Source organism: Niveispirillum sp. KHB5.9 (assembly GCF_048066115.1).
GTDB lineage: Bacteria > Pseudomonadota > Alphaproteobacteria > Azospirillales > Azospirillaceae > Niveispirillum.
In genome coordinates this window covers 1-1,784 of the sequence record NZ_JBLTYX010000058.1, presented here as the reverse complement: position 1 = coordinate 1,784, position 1,784 = coordinate 1, and the positions used below count along the sequence as shown (strand labels likewise).

Genomic DNA, 1,784 nt, shown 5'->3' with positions numbered 1-1,784 from the left:
GGCCTGTCGCATGGCTGGTCGGGCGGATCGCTGGTGGCCAGCTACGTCTATGACCTGGCCGGGCAGCTGACCAGCGAGGCGTTGGACAATACCGCCTTCCTGTGGCAGCCGGCGCCGACACTCGCCAAAACCACGAGCTACGACCCGGCCTCGCCGATCAACGCCCTGACCAAGGTGGACGGGGTGGCGCAGGTGCATGACGGGCGCGGCAACCGTACGGGTGCGGCCACCCGCACCTGGCGCTATGACAGCCGCAACATGCTGACCGGGGCCAACGCGCCGGGCATGGCGGCGACGTACGGCTATTACCCCGAGGGCGGCCGGGCCTGGAAGCAGGTGAACAATGTCACGACCCTGTACCTGGAACTGGACGGGGTCGAGTGGGGAACCTACGACGCCGCCGGCACGCTGAAGGAGCGGACGATCCGGGCATCGGGCATCGGCGGCGCGGTGGTCGCGGTGCACGCGCCGGCGGGCGGACTGATCCGGCTGCTGCCGAACCGGCAGGGCAGCGTCATCGGCTGGCTGCGGCCGGATGGCAAGCTGGGCGGGGCCTACACCTACGACGCCTATGGCAACTCACCCCAGGCGGGGGCGGCCGGGCCGCAGTTCCGGTATGCCGGGATGCGGTTCGATGCGGAGACGGGCCTGTACCACACGCCCAACCGCGCGTACGATCCCCAGGACGGGAGGTGGATGCAGCTCGATCCGATTGGGATCAAGGATGGGCTGAATCGGTATGCCTATGTGAAGAACTCGCCCGCAATGGGCGTCGATCCGACCGGGCTGGTTGCTATCGCAGCCTGTATTCCGGCAATGCCTGCATGTGTTGGTGCAGTCGTAGAAGCGGGGAATCTGGCTGTAGCTGGTACTGTTGCTGTAATTGGGGTGTTGAGTCAAATTGCCCCTAGGACGGACAAAATAAATAAGGACTCTGCGCAGGGAGCAATGGCAGTTGAAGGCGCTGCCGAAACCAATGGAGTTCAGGATAACGCCGTTTTTTCCAAACCACCGGCCGATGCATGGGACCCAGCGGGCGCTAAGGCGCCAGGCTATCCAGGAGGAATGACGGGTTATAAAGACCCGAAAGGTGGCCCGAACTGGGTGCCAAATCCGAATGGAAAGGGTAATGGATGGGAAAGCAAGGATGGGGGTGTCTGGGTGCCAACTGGGCAAGGTAATATTGCTCATGGTGGACCACATTGGGATGTCCAATATCCAGACGGCGGCTATGATAATGTCCGTCCACCTTTGCCAGAGGATTCAGAGACACCCTCTTCGGTCATTACAACCACTTCCAAAGGGGACACCAATTCTAACCCCGATAAGGCGCAACAGGAAAATAGACGAAAAACACGCTGAAGCTAAATCAAGAAAGAAGACCAACTTGAGGGGTTAAAATGAAAAATATTCAAATTATTGATGGCGCCAATAATTGCACTTTCAGCGTATTTCAAGCAACGGATGAAGAGTTTTCTTTAATATTTCCAGAAGAAAACCAAGAAATTCAATTTTCTGACAATATTTTGAATTCGCAATTAAAAAAGCAAATTGACATTGCATTGTCCAATATATGGAATAGGCCAATACGCAGAAGAGATGCCCAAGGTATACACGGTATTTTATTTTACGAACTTGACCGGTACAAGAGAGCATATTTAGCAATGCGTGAAGATGGAATGAGCCCATCAGCATACAATCATGCACAACGTCGATTGTTTGGTTTGCTATAAAACGGGCTTCACGCAGCGCGACGGCACGGTCAGCACGACCGGCTACGACGT

At 56.7% G+C, this 1,784-nt stretch carries 2 protein-coding genes; one reads left to right on the top strand and one right to left on the bottom strand.

Translation table 11 applies throughout. From position 1 onward, the window contains the following. A partial coding sequence (locus tag ACM9HJ_RS30900; RefSeq protein ID WP_416575653.1) for an RHS repeat-associated core domain-containing protein occupies positions 1-1,362 on the top strand: 1,362 nt, incomplete at its 5' end. Between the two features lie 81 nt (positions 1,363-1,443). On the opposite strand, the gene ACM9HJ_RS30895 is transcribed toward ACM9HJ_RS30900, so the two are convergent. Continuing rightward, positions 1,444-1,784 (bottom strand): hypothetical protein (locus ACM9HJ_RS30895; RefSeq protein ID WP_416575652.1); only part of this gene is annotated, 341 nt, incomplete at its 5' end.